Source organism: Pararhizobium gei, from assembly GCF_029223885.1.
GTDB classification, from domain to species: Bacteria; Pseudomonadota; Alphaproteobacteria; order Rhizobiales; family Rhizobiaceae; genus Pararhizobium; species Pararhizobium gei.
In genome coordinates, this window is sequence record NZ_CP119409.1 from 3,206,651 (window position 1) to 3,228,825 (window position 22,175).

Annotated in this window: 27 protein-coding genes and 1 pseudogene; 12 read left to right on the top strand and 16 right to left on the bottom strand. The window is 59.8% G+C overall.

All coding sequences use genetic code 11. From position 1 onward, the window contains the following. Positions 1 to 132: 132 nt before the first annotated feature. The gene (locus PY308_RS15560) at positions 133 to 1,152 is read left to right on the top strand and encodes a substrate-binding domain-containing protein (RefSeq protein WP_275784238.1); all 1,020 of its coding nucleotides are present in this window, start codon (positions 133 to 135) and stop codon (positions 1,150 to 1,152) included. A gap of 2 nt (positions 1,153 to 1,154) precedes the next feature. Here the strand turns inward: PY308_RS15560 and PY308_RS15565 are convergent, their stop codons facing one another. From PY308_RS15565 to PY308_RS15575, 3 genes are all read right to left on the bottom strand, one after another. Then, the gene (locus PY308_RS15565; protein WP_275784241.1) at positions 1,155 to 2,210 is read right to left on the bottom strand and encodes a Gfo/Idh/MocA family protein; all 1,056 of its coding nucleotides are present in this window, start codon (positions 2,208 to 2,210) and stop codon (positions 1,155 to 1,157) included. Then, the gene (locus tag PY308_RS15570; protein ID WP_275784244.1) at positions 2,207 to 2,992 is read right to left on the bottom strand and encodes a ThuA domain-containing protein; all 786 of its coding nucleotides are present in this window, start codon (positions 2,990 to 2,992) and stop codon (positions 2,207 to 2,209) included. The genes PY308_RS15565 and PY308_RS15570 overlap by 4 nt, the downstream gene beginning before the upstream one ends. Positions 2,993 to 3,105: 113 nt before the next feature. After that, a complete protein-coding gene (locus tag PY308_RS15575; RefSeq protein ID WP_275784246.1) occupies positions 3,106 to 3,447 on the bottom strand; it encodes a DMT family transporter in 342 nt (113 codons plus the stop codon). 189 nt (positions 3,448 to 3,636) lie between these two features. Between PY308_RS15575 and PY308_RS15580 the strand changes: the two genes are divergently transcribed. Continuing rightward, positions 3,637 to 4,035: a group II truncated hemoglobin gene (locus tag PY308_RS15580; protein WP_275784248.1), complete on the top strand. Its 399-nt coding sequence runs from the start codon at positions 3,637 to 3,639 to the stop codon at positions 4,033 to 4,035. Next, a complete protein-coding gene (locus tag PY308_RS15585; protein ID WP_275784251.1) occupies positions 4,035 to 4,418 on the top strand; it encodes a DUF423 domain-containing protein in 384 nt (127 codons plus the stop codon). The genes PY308_RS15580 and PY308_RS15585 overlap by 1 nt, the downstream gene beginning before the upstream one ends. Here the strand turns inward: PY308_RS15585 and hmuQ are convergent. The 5 genes from hmuQ to PY308_RS15610 all read right to left on the bottom strand — a co-directional run bounded on the left by hmuQ (position 4,415) and on the right by PY308_RS15610 (position 7,012). Next, the gene (gene hmuQ, locus PY308_RS15590; RefSeq protein WP_275784253.1) at positions 4,415 to 4,729 is read right to left on the bottom strand and encodes a heme-degrading protein HmuQ; all 315 of its coding nucleotides are present in this window, start codon (positions 4,727 to 4,729) and stop codon (positions 4,415 to 4,417) included. The two genes, PY308_RS15585 and hmuQ, sit on opposite strands and share 4 nt — an antisense overlap. Positions 4,730 to 4,739: 10 nt before the next feature. Then, a complete protein-coding gene (locus PY308_RS15595; RefSeq protein WP_275784254.1) occupies positions 4,740 to 5,009 on the bottom strand; it encodes a hypothetical protein in 270 nt (89 codons plus the stop codon). Between the two features lie 44 nt (positions 5,010 to 5,053). Beyond that, positions 5,054 to 5,470, bottom strand: coding sequence for a DUF2325 domain-containing protein (locus PY308_RS15600; RefSeq protein WP_275784256.1), 417 nt, complete (start codon positions 5,468 to 5,470; stop codon positions 5,054 to 5,056). A 143-nt stretch (positions 5,471 to 5,613) separates the two neighbouring features. Further along, positions 5,614 to 6,540 carry an energy transducer TonB gene (locus tag PY308_RS15605; protein WP_275784257.1) on the bottom strand — a complete coding sequence of 309 codons (927 nt, stop codon included), beginning with the start codon at positions 6,538 to 6,540 and terminating at the stop codon, positions 5,614 to 5,616. Positions 6,541 to 6,565: 25 nt separating this feature from the next. Next, positions 6,566 to 7,012 (bottom strand): hypothetical protein, encoded by a 447-nt coding sequence (locus PY308_RS15610; RefSeq protein ID WP_275784259.1) that lies wholly within the window; start codon positions 7,010 to 7,012, stop codon positions 6,566 to 6,568. A gap of 215 nt (positions 7,013 to 7,227) precedes the next feature. On the opposite strand from PY308_RS15610, the gene hemP reads away from it, so the two are divergent. From hemP to PY308_RS15645, 7 genes are all read left to right on the top strand, one after another. Beyond that, entirely contained in the window at positions 7,228 to 7,395 is a 168-nt protein-coding gene (hemP, locus tag PY308_RS15615; protein ID WP_434064261.1) for a hemin uptake protein HemP, read from the top strand. Positions 7,396 to 7,405: 10 nt separating this feature from the next. Next, complete coding sequence (locus PY308_RS15620; protein ID WP_275784263.1) at positions 7,406 to 8,467, top strand: hemin-degrading factor; 1,062 nt, start codon at positions 7,406 to 7,408, stop codon at positions 8,465 to 8,467. A gap of 11 nt (positions 8,468 to 8,478) precedes the next feature. Then, positions 8,479 to 9,429: a heme/hemin ABC transporter substrate-binding protein gene (locus PY308_RS15625; RefSeq protein ID WP_275784265.1), complete on the top strand. Its 951-nt coding sequence runs from the start codon at positions 8,479 to 8,481 to the stop codon at positions 9,427 to 9,429. 1 nt (position 9,430) lies between these two features. Continuing rightward, positions 9,431 to 10,531: a FecCD family ABC transporter permease gene (locus tag PY308_RS15630; RefSeq protein ID WP_275791159.1), complete on the top strand. Its 1,101-nt coding sequence runs from the start codon at positions 9,431 to 9,433 to the stop codon at positions 10,529 to 10,531. Positions 10,532 to 10,540: 9 nt separating this feature from the next. Then, a complete protein-coding gene (locus tag PY308_RS15635) occupies positions 10,541 to 11,326 on the top strand; it encodes a heme ABC transporter ATP-binding protein (protein WP_275784268.1) in 786 nt (261 codons plus the stop codon). Between the two features lie 138 nt (positions 11,327 to 11,464). After that, positions 11,465 to 11,821, top strand: a complete 357-nt coding sequence (locus PY308_RS15640) for an ElaB/YgaM/YqjD family protein (RefSeq protein WP_275784271.1) — start codon at positions 11,465 to 11,467, stop codon at positions 11,819 to 11,821. A 72-nt stretch (positions 11,822 to 11,893) separates the two neighbouring features. Further along, positions 11,894 to 12,322 carry a hypothetical protein gene (locus tag PY308_RS15645; protein WP_275784273.1) on the top strand — a complete coding sequence of 143 codons (429 nt, stop codon included), beginning with the start codon at positions 11,894 to 11,896 and terminating at the stop codon, positions 12,320 to 12,322. A gap of 35 nt (positions 12,323 to 12,357) precedes the next feature. Here the strand turns inward: PY308_RS15645 and PY308_RS15650 are convergent, their stop codons facing one another. The 3 genes from PY308_RS15650 to PY308_RS15660 all read right to left on the bottom strand — a co-directional run bounded on the left by PY308_RS15650 (position 12,358) and on the right by PY308_RS15660 (position 14,729). Continuing rightward, positions 12,358 to 13,863, bottom strand: a complete 1,506-nt coding sequence (locus tag PY308_RS15650) for a sensor histidine kinase (protein WP_275784276.1) — start codon at positions 13,861 to 13,863, stop codon at positions 12,358 to 12,360. Between the two features lie 147 nt (positions 13,864 to 14,010). After that, complete coding sequence (locus tag PY308_RS15655) at positions 14,011 to 14,565, bottom strand: RNA polymerase sigma factor (protein WP_275784278.1); 555 nt, start codon at positions 14,563 to 14,565, stop codon at positions 14,011 to 14,013. Positions 14,566 to 14,573: 8 nt separating this feature from the next. Continuing rightward, the gene (locus PY308_RS15660; RefSeq protein WP_275791160.1) at positions 14,574 to 14,729 is read right to left on the bottom strand and encodes a NepR family anti-sigma factor; all 156 of its coding nucleotides are present in this window, start codon (positions 14,727 to 14,729) and stop codon (positions 14,574 to 14,576) included. Between the two features lie 179 nt (positions 14,730 to 14,908). On the opposite strand from PY308_RS15660, the gene PY308_RS15665 reads away from it, so the two are divergent. Continuing rightward, complete coding sequence (locus PY308_RS15665) at positions 14,909 to 15,703, top strand: response regulator (protein ID WP_275784280.1); 795 nt, start codon at positions 14,909 to 14,911, stop codon at positions 15,701 to 15,703. A gap of 258 nt (positions 15,704 to 15,961) precedes the next feature. Continuing rightward, on the top strand, positions 15,962 to 16,891 hold the full coding sequence (locus PY308_RS15670; RefSeq protein WP_275784282.1) for a sensor histidine kinase: 930 nt from the start codon (positions 15,962 to 15,964) through the stop codon (positions 16,889 to 16,891). Positions 16,892 to 17,133: 242 nt separating this feature from the next. Here PY308_RS15670 and PY308_RS15675 read toward each other — a convergent pair whose 3' ends face one another. From PY308_RS15675 to PY308_RS15695, 5 genes and pseudogenes are all read right to left on the bottom strand, one after another. Continuing rightward, positions 17,134 to 18,714 carry an FGGY-family carbohydrate kinase gene (locus tag PY308_RS15675; protein WP_275784284.1) on the bottom strand — a complete coding sequence of 527 codons (1,581 nt, stop codon included), beginning with the start codon at positions 18,712 to 18,714 and terminating at the stop codon, positions 17,134 to 17,136. Further along, positions 18,707 to 19,411, bottom strand: a complete 705-nt coding sequence (locus PY308_RS15680) for an HAD family hydrolase (RefSeq protein WP_275784287.1) — start codon at positions 19,409 to 19,411, stop codon at positions 18,707 to 18,709. Before PY308_RS15680 ends, PY308_RS15675 begins: the two co-directional genes overlap by 8 nt. 79 nt (positions 19,412 to 19,490) lie before the next feature. Next, complete coding sequence (locus PY308_RS15685) at positions 19,491 to 20,975, bottom strand: mannitol dehydrogenase family protein (RefSeq protein WP_275784289.1); 1,485 nt, start codon at positions 20,973 to 20,975, stop codon at positions 19,491 to 19,493. A 35-nt stretch (positions 20,976 to 21,010) separates the two neighbouring features. After that, positions 21,011 to 21,130: pseudogene (locus PY308_RS15690) on the bottom strand (L-iditol 2-dehydrogenase); the annotation flags it as partial. A gap of 28 nt (positions 21,131 to 21,158) precedes the next feature. Continuing rightward, positions 21,159 to 22,160, bottom strand: a complete 1,002-nt coding sequence (locus PY308_RS15695; RefSeq protein ID WP_275784291.1) for an ABC transporter ATP-binding protein — start codon at positions 22,158 to 22,160, stop codon at positions 21,159 to 21,161. Positions 22,161 to 22,175: the final 15 nt, after the last annotated feature.

Below are 22,175 nucleotides of genomic sequence, written 5' to 3' on the forward strand. Positions count from 1 at the left end.
TAACAATGCGGTCTCAAGAATTTTCCCCACCGGCAAAAAAGGCGCTGTTATAAGTGCTTGAAGACAGACGACGGGTCCGTGAACCACCGGTTCGCAATATGGCAACTGCGCCGGCGGGAAGGAGACGATGCCATGAACCTCAAGGAGTTCGCAAAGAAGCTGGAACTCTCGCAGACAACGGTCAGCCGCGCGCTGAGCGGTTATCCCGAGGTCAAGCAATCGACGCGGGAACGGGTGATCACGGCCGCGCGCGAGTTCGGTTACAGGCCGAACACAAGTGCGCTCGGCCTCGCGACCGGCCGGGTCGGCGCGGTCGGCATCGTGCTTCAGGGCGGCGGCGAATTCGGGCCGCACAGCAGCGAGTTCATGGGTGGTTTGGGCGGCAGACTGCAGCAGGAGGAGATCGACATCCTCGTCTCGACCGTCGATACGCAGGAGGCCGAACTTGCCACCTATCGGCGGCTGGCAGCCAGCAAGCGCGTGGATGCGGTCGTTCTCCACTCGCCCTTCCGGGATGATCCGCGAATTGCGCTGCTGACGGCGCTCGACCTGCCCTTCATCGTTCACGGGCGCACCGAAAGCGAGGGGCATTTCGGCTGGCTCGACATCGACAATTTCGGAGCCGTGCGGCAGTCGACCGGGCATCTGCTCGATCTCGGCCATCGCAGGATAGCCCTGCTCAACGGTTTTAGCGGCCGGATCTTTGCCATGCACCGGCAGAGCGGCTACGAGGCCGCCCACGCCGACCGCGGCATCCAATCCGATCCGGCCTTGGCGGCGCATGGTGAATTTACCGACGAGGCCGGCTTCAGGCTGATGCGCGATTTGCTCGACGGCAGCGACAAGCCGACGGCGGTCGTCGCGGGATCGATGATGACGGCGCTCGGCGCGATGCGGGCGATACGGATTGCCGGAATGCGGATCGGCGACGACATATCGCTGATCGCCCATGACGACGTCTTTCCCTATATCAGCCCGGACAACCTCATCCCGTCGCTGTCCACGACCCGTTCGTCCATCCGGGCGGCGGGAGCGCGGATCGGCGAAATGGTGCTGGAGCTTCTACAGGGATCTCCGCCCGAGACCCTGCGCGAGGTCTGGGCGGTAGAGCTGGTCATTCGCAACTCCACCGGGCGGGCGCCGTTCACCTGACGTCAGACCGCAAGTTCCCGGCGCTCCCTGTGGCTTTCCATGGCCAGATCGAGAATCCTCTGAAGATTGGCGGCATGCCGGAAATCCGGTTCCCGCGTCTCTCCAGCAAGCACAGCATCGACGAAGCGCTGGTAGTTGGTCAAAACCGGCTCGACCTCCATCTCCTTCCAGACGGCTTTCTCTACATCGTCCCCCAGGCAGGCGCGCAGGGTCGACCGGTCGAGCGAGTGGAAGACCTCGATAGCGCCCTTGTCGCCATGCATGCGCAGGCGCAGCTCGTTGAGATGGCCGGTCGCCCAACGGCTGGCATGGATGACGCCCATGGCGCCGTTCGCAAATTCGGCCGTCATGGTAAAGCTGTCGTTGGCGTCCAGATCATATTCGCCGATGCGGTTTCCCGGCGCTTTCTCAAAGGTCTTCAGCCGCGCAAAGATATGATCGATATCGGTGGCTGCACCGTAACCGGCGAAATCGAGAATATGGATGCCGACATCGCCGAGAACACCGTTGGACCCATGCTTTGTCGACAGGCGCCAGAGCCACTGCGATTCCGTTGCCCAGTCGCCCCAGGCTTTCGAAACGAGCCAGCTCTGCAGGTAGGAGGCCTCGACATGGCGAACCGTGCCAATAGCGCCCGACAGCACCAGTTGCCGCGCCGCCTGCACCTGCGCCACATTGCGGTAGGTGAGATTGACCATGTTGACGAGGCCGAGTTGGCCTGCAAGCGTCGCCATCTCGTCGGCCTTGGCATAGTTTTCGGCAAGCGGCTTTTCGCAAAACACGTGTTTGCCGGCGGCAAGCAGCTTCAGCGTCGTCGGATAATGGATGCTGTCGGGCGTGACATTGGCCACCGCGTCGAATTCGCCCCACGCGATCGCCTCGTCTAGCGATGTGAAGGTGTTCGAAATTCCATGCCGGAGCGCAAAACCCTGCACCCTAACGAGATCCACATCGACCGCCGCCACCAGTTGCGCATCGCTGATCGTCGAGAAGTTCATGGCATGGCTGTTGGCCATGCCGCCGGTTCCAAGAATGAGAAGACGGACCGGCCTGATCATTTGTAGCCTTCCTCCCCATCCTGATGCAGCCGCGGGCCGCGCTCGACGATGGGTTCCAGGGCCTGCTCGACGGGCACGTTCGGCGCGTCGTGGATAGCCGTGTAGGTGCCTTGCGGATTGTAGGCCCATTTCACGGAATTGCGCAGGACCTTGTGCACATTCGCGTCGTGATAAGTCGGATAGGTTTCGTGTCCCGGACGAAAATAGAAGATGTTTCCGGCCCCGCGCCGCCATGTCAGGCCCGAGCGGAACACCTCGCCGCCCGCGAACCAGGAAATGAAAACGGTTTCAAGCGGCTCGGGCACTGAGAACTGCTCACCGTACATCTCTTCGTTCTCCAGAACGAAATGCTCATCCAGCCCTTCGGCGATCGGGTGCCGCGGGTTGATCACCCAGAGACGTTCCCGCTCGCCGGCCTCGCGCCATTTCAGCGCACAGGGCGTGCCCATCAGCCGTTTGAACGGCTTTGAAAAATGGCCCGAATGCAGCACGATCAGGCCCATGCCTTCCCACACCCGCTTGGCGACACGCTCGACCACGACGTCGGAGACCGCACCATGATCCTTGTGGCCCCACCATAGAAGCACGTCCGTATCGGCCAGCCGCTCTTCCGTCAGGCCATGCTCCGGTTGCTGCAAGGTCGCGGTTTCCGCGCGGATCGCATCATCCTCGTTCAGCGCGGCGGCAATCGTCGCATGCATACCCTCAGGATAAATCTCGCGAACAACTGCATTGGTCTGTTCGTGGATATTCTCACCCCACACAATCGCCTTAATGGCCATGCCGGTCTTCCTTTTTCACCGATCGATTGAAAGCGCTTTCAATCACGAGCGATAGCCACCGATTCGCGCTTTAGCAAGACCAAATCCATCCGGATTCCCGCTGTTTTTTCGCGTCAGTGAAAGGTGGATTTGGAGAAGACGTTGAGGACGATGACACCGGCGATGATCAGCCCCAGACCCAGCACGGCGGCAAGGTCGAGTTTCTGCCCAAAAACGAGATAGCCGACGAGAGAAATCAGCACGATTCCGAGTCCGCTCCAGATGGCATAGGCGATACCGACAGGAATCGATTTCAACGTATAGGACAGGAAGTAGAAGGCGATGGCATAGCAGACGACCATGACAAGGGTTGGCACCAGCCGCGTAAAATGCTGTGCGGCCTGCATCGCCGAGGTGCCGAGCACCTCGAATACGATGGCAAGAACGAGCATGGCGTAGATCATGGTTTGGCTCATCACGCATTCCTGCTTAAGCTGTTGTTGGGGAAGCATTGTGAGGTCGGCCCGGCCTCACGGGTGTATCGTCTGAACGGTTGTCGCTGGCATGTCCAGCGCGATCAAATGCCGCAAGAGACAAAACCGCCGGAAAATCATTGGAACCAACGCCGTTGCCACGGTAGAAGCGGTGTGCACAAGGATCGGATGATGACGGAACCCACGACGGAAACGCTGTATGCTGCCATTGGCGGCGACAGCACGGTGAAAAGCCTTACGCGTCGATTTTACGAACTGATGGACACGCTGCCGGAGGCGGCGCGCTGCCGAGCCCTTCACCCTGCCGACCTGTCGGGAAGCGAGGCAAAATTCACCGATTATCTGACAGGATGGCTCGGCGGTCCGCCGCTTTATACCGACAAGCATGGTCATCCGAGACTGCGCAGCCGCCATTTTGGCGCAGCCATCGGTCCTGAAGAGCGGGAGGAGTGGCTGCTCTGCTTTACCCGTGCCTTGGAGGAGACCGTTGCCCATCCTCGACTCCGGTCCGTCATCCTCGAACCGGTCACCCGGCTCGCCCACCATATGCAGAACAGGGAAGACAGATAATGCGCAGCGACAGCTTGAAACCTGTGACCTTGTTCATCGCCGGATTGATGGGGCTTTTCGGCGTGGCCAGTGCCGCCGCCGCCTCGCATGGTGCCGATCCGCGACTGCTCGGCAGCGCATCCTTGCTTTGCCTGGCGCACGCTCCTGCCCTCGTCGCGCTTCACGCCGGATGGCAGGCGATCCGCACGGCGGCGCTTGCAACGCTGCTGCTTGCCGTCGGCACAACGCTGTTCGCCGCGGATCTTACCCTGCGGCACGTTGCCGGGCACGGCCTGTTCCCCCTGTCGGCGCCGACCGGGGGTGTCGTGATGATGCTTGGCTGGCTGGCCATTGCCGCCGGCGCCTTCTTTAAGCCGGCACGACCTGAACCAGATCTGGGCTAAGCGCCTTCCACGGCCTCGAAGCCTTCGAATTTTGGCGGGCCGAGATACATGGCGCGGTTTTCGGCGGCATTCTTGTGTGCGGCCCGAAAATTTTCCGACCTGGTCCAGGCCGAAAAGGCATCACGGCTCTCCCAGATCGAACTGGAGACGAACAGCGTATAGCCTTCCTCGGGTACCGTGTCCCCACGCAGCAGGCGAAACTCCTTGAAGCCCGGCACCTCGGCCAGACTGGAATCGCGATCCTCCCACACGGTCTCGAAGGCTTCTTCGTGACCGGCGGCGATCTTAAATCTGTTCATGGCAAAATACATGCGATATTCCCTATGCCCTGTTGTTCGTTCCAGCCCGTTTCGTCGCTTCATCGGGGAAGCGCAGAATATTGTCTTTGCAGGCATGGGCAATCACAAACTCCGGCCGGACGGCGCCGCGTGCCCGAGCGCGCGGAAACTGTGCGATGACGGCACCGCCCCTGTCTAGTGACATCGGGCGCGACAGCAACTCATAGAGCTCAGGAACCAGCCCGTCTCCGACCCCGGCCGCGAGTTTGTGCAGCCCGATCATGGTGAACCGGTCCAGGCGATCGTCCGTCATTGTCATCTCCGTAAAGCGGTGCGAGGGCGCGCTGTCGAACAGCATCAACCGGCGTTGCCGCGGCTTTCCTTCAAATCGAGAAAGGCGCGTTCAAGGCTTGATTTGCTGCCGTTGCGCAAGGGAACGAAGGCCTTGCCCCATTTCTTGCAGCCGGTCTTCACCCGCAGGCAGGCATCATGGCTGATACAGTCGATCGGGCAGAAAACGCAGTCGACGGAAGGAAGGATGTTGTCAATGCGCGACACGGCCTCGCGCAACCCGCCGTCATGATGGATCAATTCGGCGCCATGGGAACTGGCGATCTGCCGCAAATGCGCCACCTGGCAATCCCGGCCACCGACATAAAGAAAGCTGCGGCCTTCAAGCTTGCCGGCACCCGCCTTTTTCTGGGTAGCGTTCTGGGCTTCCGGTTCTCTGCTCTGCTTCTGCTTCGGCTTCAGTTGGTTCCGTCTGTCGCCCATGGTCAGTCTCCGCTCGTTCTTCAAAATCGCCTGTTCGGCCGATCGTGCTGCACCCTATTGAACCGGATAAAATCCGTAAAGCATAAAGATGACAAAAATACTCATATTTTTATTCTGAGGACTGCGGATCCGTGAAACGGCAGTCAACGGATCCCGAATTGCAGCGGGATCGTATAAGCCTTGCTGCTGATGCCAGCACTTTCGGGTATATTCGGGAAAGGGCTTGCGCGGCGCACAGCCTCCAGTGCGGCTTGATCGAGTGCCGGATGGCCACTGCTCCTGACGATCCTGATACTGCCGGCTTCGCCACCGGATGACACCGTGAATTGCACCTGGACGACGCCCCGTGCGCCATCGCGCTTCGCCGCAGCGGGAAAGCGGAACGACCGGTTCAGCCGGGCGCGAACCTTTCCGTCGTAGTTGGACATATTGGCATTGCCCGCCTGCCGGGACGCATTGCCTTTCTTGCCGGTGGAAGAGTTGGCGGCAGCCCCCTCGATGCCGTCCGCTTGCCCCTTTCTCTGGGCAACCACCGATTTGCCGGCATCGCCCGCCCGCTTCTTCACGTCTTTCTTGCGCGGCTTTTTCTTCTCGGGCTTCTTTTTCGCCTCAGGCTTTTTCTCGGGCTCGGGCTTGATGATATCCGGCTCGGGCTTTTCCTCCGGAACCACTGTCTCCACAGGTGCGATCGTGGCGGTGATTTCCGCTTGCTCGGATTGGACCGGTACGATGTCTTCCGCAGGGAGGATGATGTCGGCTTCGGTGGGCACAATATCGCTCGGCGTCTCCGACACAATGTCGGGCTGTACCGGTACGATTTCGGCCGTTTCCACCGGCTCCGGCTCAACCTCTTCGGGTTCGGCTTCCAACGGCTCGACTTCTTCCGCGGGATCTCCCGCCTGCAGCACCTCCTCGAAGGCATTGCCGAGCACCGCGACCTCCATGGCCTCGCCGCCCTGGATCATCGCAAGCTCCGTCGGCGCTTCGCCCGGCTCGAGCAGTTTGGCGATACCTGCATGCGCAAGCAGCGAGAGGACGATGGCCCCTGTCCATTTCACCGTTGTTTTCATCGCAGATACCGATGCGAAAGCCGCATCATCCTTTCAGTTCGACGGAAGATTTCGATCCGGTGCGCAGGGCTTTCATGCAGGCATCCCCGGCCAAGCCCTCGCCTTCGCAAACCGGCGCATCGTTGATCAGAAGGCTCTTGACCGCCTCGCATTGCGTACCGGGAAGATCGAACTGGCGAACCTTGGTCTTGCCGGCAGGCAGATCCCGGAAATCGAGAACCGCCATACGCTCGACGAGACCCTTGGCGTCGAACAGCACGAATTCGAAAGACGCCTTGGTAATCGACTGCCCAAGCCCGTTGCCGGCCACGAAGGTCAGTTTGCAGCCTTTGGCCGATGGCGAAAGGTCGTTCATCTCGATCGAGAGATTTCCTGCCGTCGCCTCCTGCGCCATCGCCGCGCCGGACAAAAGGCCTGTGCCGGCGGAAAGAACGGCAAACAAAGCCAGGCGGGTTAATCGGTCAAATTTCATGTGCTGTCCATTCCTGGGTTGCGTCTCGTTGCCAGCCATTAGACTGCATGCCGTACACGCCGCTGGGGCTGTGATTAAACTTGAGTCATTAAATCCTGTATTGCGTGCATAATAAAAGATGAGTAATGAAGTCAAGATAGCAAGAGCAATCCACACCGTCGAACAGGCTCCAAACCTGTTTCCGAAGCCGCGACCAGGACAGAACGTCTGTGAAGATGAATGAAAAAGATGCAGCGCCGGCCGCCAAGCCGATTGCCCATACGCCGCACATCATCGAAAGCCGCGAGCTTTTTCGCGGCAGGACCGAAATCCTGATCGCCCACGACGGCTCGATCTATCGCATGAAAATCACCCGCCAGGGCAAACTTATCCTGAACAAATAGGCCTGTTTCCATGACCCAGAATACCCGTCCGACACCGTCCGAAATCCGCGCCTTCCGCAGCGAAAATCCGGGCTTGCGGGAACGTGACACTGCTGCCCGGCTCGGGATTTCAGAAGCCGCCCTCGTTGCCGCCGAATGCGGACTGAGCGCTGTGCGAATCGACGGGTCTGCAAGCAGCCTGCTGGAGCGCGTGGCGGAACTCGGCGAAGTCATGGCCCTGACGCGCAACGAAAGCGCCGTTCATGAAAAGATCGGTATCTTCGAAAACATCAAGGCCGGCATGAATTCGGCCATCGTTCTCGGCGACAATATCGATCTCAGGATATTTCCCGGCGTATGGGCGCACGGTTTCGCGGTGACGAAAACCGACGCCGACAACAATGTGCGTCGCAGCTTGCAGTTCTTCGACAGGGCCGGCACGGCCGTCCACAAGATCCACCTGCGCGAGGCCTCGAACCTCGATGCCTATCACAGCATCGTCGAGGCGCTGAAACTGGAAGACCAGTCGCAGGAATTTTCCGCCGACCTTGGTGCGACGACGCCTGCTGAAGATGAGATTACCGACGTCGATGTCGCAACCTTGCGGGACGAATGGAGCCGGATGACGGACACGCATCAGTTCCACGGCCTTCTGCGCCGGCTCAAGCTCGGCCGTCAGCGGGCGCTGCAGTCTGTTGGCGAAGATTACGCCTGGAAGCTTCAGACGTCCTCGATCGAGACGATGCTGACCGAAGCCGCGAAAATCGAATTGCCGATTATGTGCTTCGTCGGCAATCACGGCATTATCCAGATCCACTCCGGACCCATCGCCAATGTCCGTACCATGGGGCCGTGGCTCAATGTCATGGACCCGACCTTTCACTTGCATCTGCGCACAGATCATCTCGCCGAAGTCTGGGCGGTCCGCAAGCCCACCGCCGACGGTCACGTGACCTCGCTGGAAGCGCTGGATGCCAAGGGTGACATGGTCATCCAGTATTTCGGCAAGCGCAAGGAGGGTGTGGCGGAACGGCCCGAATGGCGCTCGATCATGGAAAATCTCGCCCGGCTCGACACAACGATCGCCGCTTGAAGGACATCGCGATGAAATATGCCCCTGATTTTCGCCGATTGCGGTCCTGGGAACTGGCGTTGGCGATTTTTGCCGTGACCGCGCCTTTCGTGATGCCAGCGCTCTCGCCGCATGGCCCGTCCTTCATCGCGGCCGCCGCTGCACAGGACATGCAGAAGGTGGATGCCTCCCGGCTGGTTTCGATCGGTGGCGCAGTGACCGAAATCATCTACGCACTTGGCGAGGAAGGGCGGATCGTCGCCCGCGACTCCACCAGCATTTATCCGGAATCGGCCATGAAGCTTCCCGATGTCGGCTATATGCGCCAGCTTTCGCCGGAAGGGGTGATCGCCACCAATCCCTCCGCGATCATTGCGGTCGAAGGCAGCGGGCCGCCCGAGGCCTTGAATATCCTCAAGGCGGCCAATATCCCGTTCCAGACGGTTCCGGAAGCTTATAGCCGGGATGGCATCCTTGCCAAGATCCGCACTGTCGGCGATTTTCTCGGCGTGCCGGACAAGGCGACGGCACTTGCCGATACGGTCAGAGCCGATCTGGATGCAGCCGTTGCGGACGCCGCCGCGCGCCCGCAAAGCGAGCGCAAGCGCGTGCTGTTTATCCTCAGCACACAGAACGGCAAGATCATGGCGTCGGGAACCGGAACCGCGGCCGATGGCGTCATCCGCCTTTCGGGCGCGCTCAACGCCACGGGCAATTTTCAAGGCTACAAGCCCCTGACGGACGAAGCGATCATCGAAGCAAAGCCGGATGTCATCCTGATGATGGATCGTCGTGGAAGCCACGCGGCGTCCGATACGGAACTGTTCTCGCATCCGGCCCTTAGCTTGACCCCGGCGGCAAAGAACCAGACGGTAATCCGCATGGATGGCCTGCATCTCCTGGGCTTCGGCCCGCGAACAGCCGGGACGGTGCGCACCTTGAATGCCGCCATATATGGAAAGAAGACGAATGCCTCGCAGTGAAATGGCGGCAGGCAACCGCTATGGCTTGGCGCAACTGAAAGCCGGATGGACCACCGGCGATCGGTCGCGCCTGGCCCAGCTTTTGATCGTTGCGCTGGTTGTGTTCACTGCAGCGATCTTCATCGCCTCCATCATGACGGGCGCAGCCGACGCATCGCTCGGCAATGTGCTGGGTTGGCTTCTCGGCATGGACGGCGCCGAACAGGCCGTCAGCGCCCGCGACCGGATTATCATCCTGGATATCCGCCTGCCGCGTGCCGTCATGGGCTTTCTGGTCGGGGCGTCGCTGGCCGTCTCGGGCGCGGTCATGCAGGGGCTGTTCCGCAATCCCCTGGCCGACCCGGCGCTCGTTGGCGTATCGGGCGGCGCAAGCCTCGGCGCGGTGACTATGATCGTGCTCGGCAGTACCTTCTTCGGCCCATTGTTCTCTGCCTTCGGCTTTTACACCCTTCCGGTTGCCGCTTTTCTCGGCGGTCTCGTCACCACCCTCTTGCTCTACCGGATCGCGACCCGCGGCGGCCAGACCTCGGTTGCCACCATGCTTCTCGCCGGCATTGCGCTCGGCGCCCTGGCGGGTGCCGTTACCGGCATCCTCATCTTCATTGCCGATGACAAGCAGCTGCGCGACCTGACCTTCTGGGGGCTGGGCTCGCTTGCCGGCGCCAACTGGACAAAGATCCTGTCGGCCGGGCCGATCATCCTCGCCTCGCTTGCCGTGGTTCCGTTTCTCGCCCGGGGGCTGAACGCCCTGACGCTTGGCGAAGCCGCCGCATTCCACATGGGCGTGCCGGTCCAGCGCCTGAAGAACATTGCAATCGTCAGCGTCGCGGCATCCACGGGCGCATCGGTAGCGGTCAGCGGCGGCATCGGCTTTGTCGGCATCGTCGTGCCGCATGTGCTGCGCCTCGTGATCGGACCCGATCACCGCTATCTGCTGCCAGCGTCAGCGCTGCTGGGCGGTATATTGCTGATTTTCGCAGACATGGTCGCCCGCACCATCGTCCCGCCGGCGGAACTGCCGATCGGAATCATCACGGCATTTGCAGGCGCACCCTTTTTCCTTTGGGTTCTGTTGCGCGGCCGCAGCCATATGGGGCTTTAAGGACAGATCATGATCAGCGTCCAAAACCTCTCCGTCCGGCTTTCGGGCAAACAGGTGCTGCACGGCATCGAACTGGAGGCTCCGGCCGGGCAAATGACGGCAATCGTCGGCCCGAACGGCTCCGGCAAGACCACCAGCCTGAAGGCAATAGCAGGTGAAATCGCCTATAGCGGCACGATCAGCATCAACGGCCGCGACATCGCGACGTTGAAGCCGTGGGAACTGGCGATGAAGCGCGCGGTCCTGCCACAATCCACCGTCATTTCCTTCCCCTTCACGGTGCGCGAAATCATTCGCATGGGTCTTTCCGTTGGCACGGCGGTCGGCCCGGCGGAAATGGATCGGATCGTCAGGGAAGCGTTGGAGGCGGTCGACCTCTCCGGTTTCGCCGGCCGCTTCTACCAGGAGCTCTCCGGCGGCGAGCAGCAGCGTGTCCAGCTCGCCCGGGCGCTCTGCCAGATCTGGGAGCCCGTGGTGGACGGCGAACCGACCTTCCTGCTTCTCGACGAACCTGTATCGAGCCTCGATATCCGCCACCAGCTGACCATCATGCGCCTGGCTGGCAATTTCTGCCGCCGCGGTGGCGGGGTCATCGCCATCATGCATGATCTCAACCTCACCGCCATGTTTGCCGACCGGATGGTCATGCTTCGGAACGGACGTGTCTACGCGGACGGCGCACCGGGCAAGGTTATGACGGATGCGGTCATGGAGGCGGTATTCGGCTGCGCCATGCGGGTCAGCGCACTGCCATCCAACGGTGTGCCATTCGTCCTGCCCCAGTCCGCAGGCTGATCGGGCGCTTTCTGCCGCCGGAACCATATGCCGGTTTGCGCGTTATTCGTGTGAACCGCCGGCCGGAATTTTTCTTCGCGTCGGCACTCTTTTGGGCGCATCCCTGCGTCCAATCCCTTTTTAAGAAGGAGTTTCATCATGGCAGCAGGCCTTTTTTCCGGTTCAAGCGCAAAAAAACGTTTCGCCGAGACCCCTATCGAGGACCAGGTGGCGGAATTGCGCCATGAACTGGCATCCATCGGCAAAATGCTGTCCCGCCGGAGTGCTCAGGCATCCGGCGAAGTCAAAGCCCGCGCCCATGATGTTCGCGATCAGGCCGAGGCAAGTCTCAGTGACCTCTTGGAAAACAGTGAGCAGATCCTGTCGGACCTTCGCGACCGTTTCGCGGTGACAGAGCGCCAGGTTCGCACCACCGTGCGAGAACACCCCGTCGCAACCTTGGGCGCCGCCGCTGCCTTCGGACTTCTGATTGCAGTCCTCATCAGCCGCCGTTAAACTGCGACCTTCCAGAAATGGCTGCCGGAATTGCGGCAGCCATGACTGCAGCAGCTTGCTTTGGAGAATAAAATGGGTCCTCTGGCCGCTATGCTTTCGGGCATCGTCATGTCGGATATTGGCGTTATTATTGCGCGTTTGAAGCGCAACAGTGCCCTTTGGGCCATGGTCATGGTGTTTCTCCTGACGGCCTATATTTTCGGTATGACGGCTGCGGCAATTTACCTGAGTTCTCTCTACACCCCACTTCAGGCAACTTTGATTCTTGCCGGCAGTTTTCTGGCTGTCGGAATACTCCTGATCGCCGTCATGGCCATGATGAATGCCCGTGACCGGCGCCTGGCGGCGGAGAAGCGGCGGAACTCGAAGACGCAGACCAGTCTCGCTGTGGCGACCGCATTGACGATTTTCCGCAAACGTCCTCTCGCCGCAGCCGGCGCAGCCGTTGCGGTAGGCACGGTTCTGGGGTTGATGCGAAAGTCCGGTCGCAAGCGCCAGTGATGTCTCGCAAGCGCCAGCTACGGAGCCATCACGTCCTAAAGAGGCAACCGTATCAAAGCTGTAAGGCCGGCTGAAAGATACTCCACCTTCACGGAACTGCCCATGACCTTGTCCAGGCTGCGCTCGATGAGGATGGTGCCGAAACCACGCCGGGTAGGCTCGCTGACAGGTGGTCCGCCTACTTCCGTCCAGGTCATATGCAGCACTTTCCGACCATCCTCGTCGACGCTGCGCGCCGTTAGAACGATTTTGCCATTATAAACGGACAGCGAGCCATATTTGGCCGCATTGGTCGCAAGTTCATGGAGAACCAGGCCGAGACCAACGGCCTGATCCGGACCAAGCAGAATCTCGTCCTTGTGTATTTCGATCTGCTTCTGATAGTCGCGGACATGCGGCATCAACTGCCTGGCAAGCAGGGCCGAAAGATGAATTTCCCCCCACTCGTGGTCGGAAAGCAGCCCGTGCGCTTCGGAAATCGACTGGAGCCGGCCGGCAAACGCGGTCATGAATTCCTGTGGATCGCTCGTCTGGCGAAGGGTCTGGCGGGCCAGCGATTGCAGCATCGCCAATGTGTTTTTGACCCGGTGGTTGAGTTCACGCAGCAGCAGGCGCGTGCGCTGGGTCGAAACCTGCTGCTCGGTGACATCGATATTGATGCCGAGAAAGAGCGTCGGTTTGCCGTTTGCATCACGCTCATGGACCCGGCCGCGTCCAAGCAGCCACCGACCGCTTGGCGCGACCCGGAAGGTGCCGTCATATTCGTCGTTCTGCGCCATCGCCGACCGCAACTTGGACAAAGTCGCCACGCGATCATCAGGATGAATTGCGGTAAAAATATCTCTGGCCTGAACGACACCAGAATGTTGCATGCCGAACATCCGCAACATCGCCGCATTGCATGACACATTGCCGGAGCGCACATCCCACAACCAGCTGCCGATATTGGCCGCATCCAGCGCCATCGCATGTCGCTGCTCCTCGCGGGTCAGTACGGCTTCCTTCAACGCCCGTTGGTGAGCCTCGTGCTTCAACTTAAGCATGTGTGCGGCAAGCTTCGACAGCCGCTGCAACTGGACAATCTGCCGGTCCGTAACCGTGTCATGCGGCTTCACGTCGAAAACGCACAGCGTGCCGATGGGCTGTTCCTCGATGACGAGCGGCACACCGGCATAAAATCGCAAGAAGGGTGCGCCAGACACCTGCGGCTGCTTGGAAAAGCGTGGATCCCTGGTCGCATCGTTAACGATGAATGCGTCCTGCAACCCGCCTGAAATCGTGTGGACGCAGAACGACGCCTCCGATGAAGCGCGTGTCTGATCGGTTCCTGTTGCTGCCTTGAACCACTGGTCGCGTTCATCGACAAGGGTCAACAGGCCAACGGGCGCATCGAAAAGATCCGCGGCGATCTCTGTAATATCGCGGAGATCCAGATCGGGTGCGGGAAGATCGATAACTGCCGACCGCAATACGGAAAGGCGTTTCGCCGACCGTAAAACATCTGCTTCCGCCGTCGGCAGATCAATATTGACTTCGGTCATGACTTCACACCCAGTCGCCAGCCGGTCTCGGCATCAAATCAAGCTTCCGCCTGCCGGCAGCAAGCCCTCCCCTATTTGCACGAAATGACGGCCACCACGCAACGCCTGGAAAAACGAAACACTTGGTGCAACGAGGTATTCCTGAACTCACGAGACAAAAGCGCGCGACGTTATCGGTGCAGAGGTAGAATCAGGCCCGTACTCGCTCTCGCCGGTGACCTGAAGAATGTCCTGAAGACGCTGGCGGGCACGGTTGACGCGGCTTTTGATCGTCCCGAGCGCGCACCCGCAGATTTCCGCAGCTTCTTCGTAGGAAAAACCCGATGCACCGACAAGAATAATCGCTTCCCGCTGGTCCGGCGGCAGCGTCTCAAGCGCGCGCTTGAAATCCTGGAGATCCAGCGAACCGTATTGCGCCGGATGCTGGGCGAGGCTCTCCGTAAAGAAGCCGTCGCTGTCCTGAACTTCGCGCCCGCGCTTGCGCATCTGGCTGTAAAGCTCGTTGCGAAGGATGGTGAACAGCCAGGCCTTCATATTGGTGCCCATCTCAAAATGGTCCTGCTTGGCCCAGGCCTTCATGATGGTATCCTGTACGAGATCGTCGGCGCGATCATGCCGCCCGATCAGCGACATGGCAAAAGCGCGAAGGCTCGGAAGGGCAGCAAGCATCTCGCGCTTGAAACTGGGTTCTGGTGTTGTCATGGTGCCGTTCACTTCGCTGTATCCGGCAATGACATCCGCTCGACGGCATCAAGCTTGTCCAACAGATCTAGGAACCGATCCGGGATGGCTTCTTCCTGAACGGACACGTAAAGTGCACGGAGTTTCGCGGCAATTTGCGCATTCGGGTTGTCGGCGCGCACCATCGTAGCAGGTTCGCCCCCTGCCATAGTTTTATAGCTCATACAGACAAAATACCTTCAGATGTTCATCTTGCACTACAATGCGTGACGTCAAAAATCGTTCCCGCTCCCGGGAACTTTTTTTTCACCTCGGCGTTTATCCGCCTGTTATGGTCAGAGAGACCAGATTGAGGAGTCTATATATGTCACTTTCCACCCGGATCGCTCCGTTTCTGCCCTATTTGCGCCGCTACTCACGTGCGCTGACAGGATCGCAGACGTCCGGCGACGCCTATGTCGCGGCTGTACTTGAGGCCCTTATTGCGGATGTTACGATTTTTCCGGAAGCGAGCAGCGACAGGGTAGCGTTGTTTCAACTTTATGCGAGGATTTTCGGCTCTTCGGCCATCTCTATTCCGGAACCGATTTCTCCCTTTGCATGGGAGAAACGCGCATCGATAAACCTGGGGTCGGTGTCCCCTCTCGCCCGTCAGGCGTTCCTCCTCGTTTCTGTCGAGGGTTTTCATGCGAGCGAGGCGGCAGAGGTTCTCGGCACAAGCGATACCGAAATGACCGGCCTGCTCGAGCGCGCCTCGGAAGAAATTTCGCGCCAGGTGGCGACCGACATCATGATCATAGAAGACGAACCGCTGATCGCCATCGATATCGAACAAATGGTGGAAAGCCTCGGCCACAACGTCACGGGCATTGCGAGAACCCGCGATGAAGCGGTTGCGCTCTTCAACAAGACGCAGCCGAGCATGGTTCTGGCCGACATTCAGTTGGCAGACGGCAGCTCGGGCATCGATGCGGTCAATGATATTCTTAAAAGCGCGTCCATTCCTGTCATCTTCATTACTGCATTTCCTGAGCGGTTGCTGACAGGTGAACGCCCGGAGCCGACATTCCTTGTCACCAAGCCGTTCAATCCGGATATGGTCAAAGCGTTGATCAGCCAAGCTTTGTTCTTCAATGAATCGACCAAGGCCGCAGCCTAATTCCTATTATCCCCGGAACACTCCGATAGGATACATCGTTCAATAAGCAGGGAGCGACCAGCACCTGCGGATCGACCTGAAAGCCCTCCCGTCTGGATCAACGGCGATCACGGGGTGGTTGCCTCACGCAGGCGCTGAGCGCGTCAGTCACGAAGACGGAAGGCGTATCGCGTGGGCAATGAAGAAAAGTCGGCCCCTTCTACCATGGGGGAAAAGTCAGACGCTGTCCTGACAGAGCTGATTTTGGAAAAGTCCCGATTGGGCTATCTTTGCCAGACCAGCGATCTGACCGTCGTCCGCTCGGGGAATTTACCGGACAGTTTGAGGCCGCTGACATGGGCGGGTGATGAGGAAGTATTTGGCTCAAGTGAAAGCGGGCGGCTGCGCGCATTGAAGATGGAGGTACTAAGCCGCAACACACCTGCCTTTACTGAAATCAATTTCGCAACTGCTGCCGGTATCCTGACCTACCGGATCGATATTGATCGAATTGATGTTCGGGGCGAGACAGGCATTCTGTCGGTTTTCACCGATATATCGGAGACATGCCGTCGCGAGCGTGTGCTGAAGACCTTATTGCGGGAACTCAGCCACCGCTCCAAGAACCTTCTTGCCATCGTTCAGGGCATTGCAACCCAGACCGCCCGGCAAGCTTTATCCCTGGATTATTTCCTCAGCAAGTTCCGGGGCCGTATACAGTCGCTTGCATATTCGCAGGATCTGGTCACTGATTCGAGCTGGCGCGGCGCCTTTCTCTTTACGCTTGCCGAACGGCAATTCAGCGCCTACTGGCCCTCGATAGACACCCGGATTGCCGTCCACGGCGTCAATGCCCATCTGTCTCCGAACGCGTCTCTTCACATCGGCCTCGCATTGCACGAGCTCATCGTCGATGCGGCCTCTCGCGGCGCTGTCGCAGCAGGCGCAAACGCAGTGACCATCGATTGCACGCAAACCACGCTCGACGACAAAGCCGCGATCGAACTCGTATGGAAGGAGCGTCTGCCTGCGGCTTTTTCCTGGCGGGAGGACAGGGAGGAGACAAGCTTTGCCCGGACCGTTCTCGAACGGGTCGTGCCTGTTGCGATCGGCGGGAAAGCCACTTACCGCATCACCGCTGATCTCGTCGAATATCGTCTTGCCATTCCAGCGCAGGAATACGAAATCCTTACGGAAACAGAGGAATAGCGGCCCAAGATGCCGACTGCTCTGGATGGTGTCGGCGGAAAAAGAACAGCCAGTGTCCGGGGAAGACACTGGCTGATATCGACAACTCACGAGGGGGCGTGTGAGTTGGAACTCCGGATTTGTAGACTGGTTCGCATTGGGGGCGATGAGAACCATTGTCCGGACACCCCAATAATGACGATCCCGATAAAAGGTTCCGCGCAGTGTCAGTTTTTTTAGAAAAAAAGCAACGACGTCAGATTTTATAAGGCGTCCAGTTCAGCCCGGTGTCGGTGGAGGCTGAGAAACGCTCGGTAGTCCCGGTCGTAGATCGCCTGCATGGCACGGTTGGGCAGGCGCTCATATCCGGGAGGCGCCATGGCGGCGCCAGCTGTCGCCAGATCCGGGTACAGCGCCCCGGCCACGGCGGCGACCATGGCAGTCCCCAGTAGCACGGCGTCGCTGGTTTCAGTGACCACCATGGTGCAGCCGGTTATATCGGGGTAGAGTTCCATCAGCAGCGGATTGCGGACGTGCCCCCCCGTGATGTGCAGTGTCTCGAAATCATGGCCCGCCTCGTTCATCTTTTCGAGAATGTGGCGTATGCCGAGCGCGATAGCGACGCAGCTTCGCCAATAAAGTCTGCAGAGCGCGTCGAACGAACTGTCAAGCGTCAGGCCGCTAATAACGCCAAGCGCATGTGGGTCGGCAAAGGGTGAGCGATTACCATGGAAATCGGGAAGCACATGCAGGCGCGCGGCAAACTCCGCTCCCTGTGCGGTCCGCATTTCCTGAATGCGGGAGATGATCCGCCCGTGAACTTCGGTATCGGGTTCGCCCCCGGCGCTGTGGCTGCGGACGACATGATCCAGCAGAGCGCCCGTTGCCGACTGTCCGCCTTCAATCAGCCAGCTCTCCGGCAGGACCGCTTCGAAATAAGGCCCCCACATGCCGAAACCTGGCTTCATCTGCCGAGAAAAGGCAACGATGCAGCTCGAAGTACCGGCAATCAGCGCCAATTGCCGTGAAAGCTTGTCCGGTTGACCGGCGAAACGGCCAAGCACACCGATCGCGCCGGCATAGGCGTCGATCAGCCCCGTTGCGACGTGGCAACCCTGGTGCAACCCGAGTTCGACTGCGGACGCAGCGGTGAGCAAGCCGGTCGAGTGCCCCACAGGCAAGGTCTCGTCAGGCAGTCCACCCCGCTCTCGCAGGTCTTCCAGTCCGATTTTCGCCAGGAACCCCTCCTGCCAGGGATCGTCCCTGTGGGACAAATAATTCCATTTCGCCGTCAGCGTGCATCGCGACCGGGCAGTGCTGCCAGTGGCCCGCCAGGACAGGAAATCGGCAAGATCGAAGACGTAGCCGGCCTTCTCCCATTGATCGGGCAGCGTCTGCTTGAGCCACATCAGCTTCGGCATCTGCATTTCCGGAGACATGACACGGCCTGAATGATCCAACACGGGATCTTTGGTCGCGGTGCAGAAATCGGATTGTTTCAGGGCCCGGTGGTCGAGCCAGACGATCGTATCCCATCGGGGATCGCCTCTCCGGTTGACCGACAGGGGCGCGCCCTGCCTGTCGCGCAGGACGAGCGAGCAGGTGGCGTCGAAACCGATAGCGACAATGGCATCGGCTGGCACACCGGCTTTGGCGCGCGCCGTCTTGACGGCTATGCACACAGCCGACCAGATATCTTCGGAGTCATGCTCGGCATGGTTTTCTTCCGGCCGGTTCATCGCGATCGGATAATCCGCGCGGGCCAGCTGTTGACCGTGCTTGTTGAAAATGCCCGCACGGGCGCTGCCGGTTCCCACATCGACAGCAACGATCAGATCACGCATCAAGCCCAGAGGCCCCGTCTCTTTGTTGCCTGCGCACAAGATGGATCAATTCCCGCATGTCGTCAAACAGCACATCCGGCGCAAGCTGCTTTAACACCGCGATATGCCGTTTCGAGCGCGCATGCGAGGCGCCTGCGAAGGCGAAGACGCGCATGCCGGCGGCCTTGGCAGCCTTAATTCCTGCAGGGCTATCCTCTATGACGATGCAGTTCTCCGGTGGAGTGGCCATCTCGGCGGCAGCGTGAAGAAAGAGGTCGGGGGCCGGCTTGCCATGCTCGACCATGGTCGAACTGAAAAGATGCGGTTCCAGCCTGCCAATCAATCCCGTTATCGTGAGGGACAGACGGATGCGCTCCATCTGGCTGGAGGAGGCGACGCAACGGGGAATATCGAGCTGGTCGAGCGCCGTCGCGATACCCGCGACGGGCTGTAATTCCTGCCGGAAGCGCTGGTAGAGATCGACGCGCATCTGCTCGAGGAATTCTCCATTCACCGCAAGCCCGTAGTCGTCGTGCAGAATATCCGACATCGTCTTCAGGCTCTTGCCGAGAAAGCGCTCTGTCGCCTCCTCCGCATCCATATCGACGCCGGCACCGCGCAATACCCTGATGAGAACGTCGATGGACAGAGGCTCGCTGTCGACGAGTACCCCGTCGCAATCAAAGATAACCAGTTTGGCCGGGTGGATGCTTGTCATCGTGAAGCCGCGGCGCCCGTTTCGAAACCATCGCTTGTCAGAACAGCCGGATAAACTGGAAAAGCGGCCGTCATGTCATTCACGCCCCCAGTTCGCCGTCGAGATAGAGCTGCAGCGTCGCCCGCGTTCCCTTATCCCGTAGCGTCTTCAAGGCATGGGCAAAACGTTGGCGAAACAGCTCGGATTGCGCAACTTCGCCGAAAATATCCGACAGCGCAAGAAAGGCCATCGGGTCATCCCTGGTTTTCAGTGCAGCGGCCTGCAACCGCTCGGCGTTGGCATCGTTGAAGATGATCGGTTTGCCGCTGTCGCTCATGCCTTCGAAATACCGGCACCAGAGCGCCGAGACCAGCGACAGTCCCACGACGTCAAGGTTCTGGCGAAGCCGGTCGAGTGTCGATGGCAGAATGAATTTCGGTTGCCGGTTCGATCCGTCCTGCGCCAGCCGGGGAATGGTGTCGGCGATCTTCGGGTTGAAGAGCCGGGTCTCGACCTGCTTGTAGTAAGCCTTAAGGTCAGTGTCCGGCACCGGCGGCACGATGGGGATGATCTCATCGTTTTCGAGTTTCTCCAGGAAAGCCTGGATGATCGGCTCCTGCATCGCCTCATGCACGAAATGGATATCAAGCAAGGCGGCCGGATACGCGATTGCCGCGTGCCCCCCATTGAGGATGCGGATTTTCATATGCTCATAGGGCGCGACATCGGGTACGAACTGCACACCGACCGTCTCCAGCGCCGGGCGGCCGGCCGGAAAATGGTCTTCCAGCACCCATTGCTTGAATTCCTCGCAAAAGACCGGCCAGTTGTCGTCGATTTCATACTCAGTCGCCACGATACCGATTTCTCGCGGTCCCGTTGCCGGTGTAATCCTATCGACCATCCCGTTCGGAAAGGCGACATTGGCGTCGATCCACGCCGCAAGCTCCGGATCCGACAAGCGGGCCAGCCCGAAGATGGCAGCATGCGTGACTTCGCCATTGCCGGGAATGTTGTCGCAGGACATTACGGTAAACGGAACGATCCCGTTGTCCCTGCGTGCTTTGAGACCGGCAATGATCAGGCCGAAAACGGTTTTCGGATCGTCCGGATTTTCGCTGTCTGCGACGATTGCCGGATGCTTCGGGTTAAATGCTCCCGACGCCGGATCGATGAAGTAGCCGCCTTCGGTGATCGTCAGCGAAACGATGCGGATGGCAGGGTCGGCGAGCCGTTCAATCGTTGCGGCCGCCTGTCCGGGCCGCAGATAATCGATCATCGGTCCCGTGACCCGGGCTGCACTCCTGTTGTTGTCCTGCTCGACAACCGTCGTCAGGAAATCCTGTTCGGCAAGCTTCGTCCGCATCGCTTCATCGGACGGCAATACCCCGGCGCCGACAATCGCCCAGTCCAGTTCCTTGCCTGTATTAAAGAGATCGTCGAGATAGACAGCCTGATGGGCGCGGTGAAAATTGCCGACGCCGAAATGCACGATGCCGGCGGTCAGCGCTGCCCGGTCATAGGCGGGAATGGCGGCTGTCGCCTTGACGGCGTCGAGCGTGGCGAGCGAGAGCTTGGTGGTCATGTCTTCAATCCTTTCGCGAGCCTCGATCAGCTCATTCAGTTGCCGCCATCGACATTATAGGTCTGGGCGACGATATAGTCAGCTTCCTGCGAGGTTAGGAACACAGCCATGCCAGTGAGATGCCACGCCCTGCCCATCCGTCCAAAGGGAACGTCGGCATCGATCGGCCTCCCTGCAACCACATCATCGGATCGCCAATCCCTTGTCGTTGAACCGATGGATGCGATCGGCATCCGGGGTGAGAAAGACCTTGTCGCCATGGTCGACAGGCACGTCACCGCTCGTTCGAACTGTGACCATGCCGATCCCCTCGACATGCACGTGAAGGAAGGTGTCGGAGCCTAGATGTTCGGCGACCCCGACCACGCCGGCAAAACTGCCGCTGTCCTTGGACAGTTTGATGTGCTCCGGCCGGAATCCGATCGTATGGGCGCTGTAGGGGGCGGCCATCTGGCCGGTGGCGAAGTTCATGCGCGGCGAGCCGATGAAGCCAGCGACGAAGAGATTATCCGGCTTGTTGTAAAGGTCGAGCGGCGAGCCGACCTGCTCGACATTGCCGGCATTGAGCACGACGATCTTGTCGGCCATGGTCATGGCTTCGACCTGATCGTGGGTCACATAAATCATTGTGGTTTTGAGCTGATGGTGCAACTCGCTGATTTCGAGCCGCATCGTACCGCGCAGCGAGGCGTCGAGATTGGACAGCGGCTCGTCGAACAGGAAGGCTGAAGGTTCGCGTACGATGGCGCGGCCGATCGCGACGCGCTGGCGCTGACCGCCGGAAAGCTGACCCGGCCGTCGGTCGAGGTAATTGGTGAGGTTAAGTACCCGCGCGGCCTCCGTCACTTTCTTGTCGATGGCGGCCGGATCCATCTTGGCCATTTTCAGCGGAAAGGCGATATTGTTGCGCACCGACATATGCGGATAGAGCGCATAGGACTGGAATACCATCGCCAGCCCACGCTTGGCCGGCGCCTCCCCCGTCACGTCGCGGCCATCGATGTCGATGGTGCCGCTCGTGGTGTCCTCGAGACCGGCGATCAGGCGCAGCAGGGTCGACTTGCCGCAGCCCGACGGCCCGACAAATACGACGAACTCGCCGTCCTCGATCACCAGATCGATACCCGGAATGACCTGCGTCGCGCCGAAGGACTTATTGACTTTCTTGAGTGTGATATTGCCCATGCTGGCCTCCCGGTC

Bases quoted from the DNA above. Each gene is read 5' to 3' on its own strand.
- PY308_RS15560 (WP_275784238.1), top strand. From the start codon at position 133: ATGAACCTCAAGGAGTTCGCAAAGAAGCTGGAACTCTCGCAGACAACG.
- PY308_RS15565 (WP_275784241.1), bottom strand. From the start codon at position 2,210: ATGATCAGGCCGGTCCGTCTTCTCATTCTTGGAACCGGCGGCATGGCC.
- PY308_RS15570 (WP_275784244.1), bottom strand. From the start codon at position 2,992: ATGGCCATTAAGGCGATTGTGTGGGGTGAGAATATCCACGAACAGACC.
- PY308_RS15575 (WP_275784246.1), bottom strand. From the start codon at position 3,447: ATGAGCCAAACCATGATCTACGCCATGCTCGTTCTTGCCATCGTATTC.
- PY308_RS15580 (WP_275784248.1), top strand. From the start codon at position 3,637: ATGACGGAACCCACGACGGAAACGCTGTATGCTGCCATTGGCGGCGAC.
- PY308_RS15585 (WP_275784251.1), top strand. From the start codon at position 4,035: ATGCGCAGCGACAGCTTGAAACCTGTGACCTTGTTCATCGCCGGATTG.
- hmuQ (WP_275784253.1), bottom strand. From the start codon at position 4,729: ATGTATTTTGCCATGAACAGATTTAAGATCGCCGCCGGTCACGAAGAA.
- PY308_RS15595 (WP_275784254.1), bottom strand. From the start codon at position 5,009: ATGACGGACGATCGCCTGGACCGGTTCACCATGATCGGGCTGCACAAA.
- PY308_RS15600 (WP_275784256.1), bottom strand. From the start codon at position 5,470: ATGGGCGACAGACGGAACCAACTGAAGCCGAAGCAGAAGCAGAGCAGA.
- PY308_RS15605 (WP_275784257.1), bottom strand. From the start codon at position 6,540: ATGAAAACAACGGTGAAATGGACAGGGGCCATCGTCCTCTCGCTGCTT.
- PY308_RS15610 (WP_275784259.1), bottom strand. From the start codon at position 7,012: ATGAAATTTGACCGATTAACCCGCCTGGCTTTGTTTGCCGTTCTTTCC.
- hemP (WP_434064261.1), top strand. From the start codon at position 7,228: ATGAATGAAAAAGATGCAGCGCCGGCCGCCAAGCCGATTGCCCATACG.
- PY308_RS15620 (WP_275784263.1), top strand. From the start codon at position 7,406: ATGACCCAGAATACCCGTCCGACACCGTCCGAAATCCGCGCCTTCCGC.
- PY308_RS15625 (WP_275784265.1), top strand. From the start codon at position 8,479: ATGAAATATGCCCCTGATTTTCGCCGATTGCGGTCCTGGGAACTGGCG.
- PY308_RS15630 (WP_275791159.1), top strand. From the start codon at position 9,431: ATGGCGGCAGGCAACCGCTATGGCTTGGCGCAACTGAAAGCCGGATGG.
- PY308_RS15635 (WP_275784268.1), top strand. From the start codon at position 10,541: ATGATCAGCGTCCAAAACCTCTCCGTCCGGCTTTCGGGCAAACAGGTG.
- PY308_RS15640 (WP_275784271.1), top strand. From the start codon at position 11,465: ATGGCAGCAGGCCTTTTTTCCGGTTCAAGCGCAAAAAAACGTTTCGCC.
- PY308_RS15645 (WP_275784273.1), top strand. From the start codon at position 11,894: ATGGGTCCTCTGGCCGCTATGCTTTCGGGCATCGTCATGTCGGATATT.
- PY308_RS15650 (WP_275784276.1), bottom strand. From the start codon at position 13,863: ATGACCGAAGTCAATATTGATCTGCCGACGGCGGAAGCAGATGTTTTA.
- PY308_RS15655 (WP_275784278.1), bottom strand. From the start codon at position 14,565: ATGACAACACCAGAACCCAGTTTCAAGCGCGAGATGCTTGCTGCCCTT.
- PY308_RS15660 (WP_275791160.1), bottom strand. From the start codon at position 14,729: ATGGTGCGCGCCGACAACCCGAATGCGCAAATTGCCGCGAAACTCCGT.
- PY308_RS15665 (WP_275784280.1), top strand. From the start codon at position 14,909: ATGTCACTTTCCACCCGGATCGCTCCGTTTCTGCCCTATTTGCGCCGC.
- PY308_RS15675 (WP_275784284.1), bottom strand. From the start codon at position 18,714: ATGCGTGATCTGATCGTTGCTGTCGATGTGGGAACCGGCAGCGCCCGT.
- PY308_RS15680 (WP_275784287.1), bottom strand. From the start codon at position 19,411: ATGACAAGCATCCACCCGGCCAAACTGGTTATCTTTGATTGCGACGGG.
- PY308_RS15685 (WP_275784289.1), bottom strand. From the start codon at position 20,975: ATGACCACCAAGCTCTCGCTCGCCACGCTCGACGCCGTCAAGGCGACA.
- PY308_RS15695 (WP_275784291.1), bottom strand. From the start codon at position 22,160: ATGGGCAATATCACACTCAAGAAAGTCAATAAGTCCTTCGGCGCGACG.